The organism is Pseudomonas sp. SIMBA_067, from assembly GCF_046534675.1.
GTDB lineage: Bacteria > Pseudomonadota > Gammaproteobacteria > Pseudomonadales > Pseudomonadaceae > Aquipseudomonas > Aquipseudomonas putida.
This window is the reverse complement of the sequence record NZ_JAWRYH010000810.1, coordinates 1-256: the sequence shown is the minus strand read 5'-3', so window position 1 is coordinate 256 and position 256 is coordinate 1. Positions and strand designations below refer to the sequence as shown.

Here is a 256-nt window from a genome sequence, read left to right as displayed (position 1 = left end):
ACATTCCTCTGCGAATTGCGGAGGAGGTCATGGGTGAGCGAACAGAATAGACAATCGGTGTTGGGACTGCGCATCTTAGCGCCGAAGCTGGAAAAGTTCTCAGATCGCCAGATTGAAGTGGCCCAGACTTGGGCTTTGCACTTTCAGATCTCACCTTCCCTCCTGACCTCGTTCACCGAGCATTACCTCAACTCTATTATCCACTCCCGCTGCTGGTGTGTGGCATGGGACAGTACCAATGCTCAAACGCGCCAGG

Annotated in this window: 1 pseudogene; it reads left to right on the top strand. The window is 53.5% G+C overall.

Going from position 1 to position 256, the window contains the following annotated elements:
• Positions 1-33: 33 nt before the first annotated feature.
• Positions 34-256, top strand: a pseudogene (locus SB765_RS31450) (hypothetical protein); the annotation flags it as partial.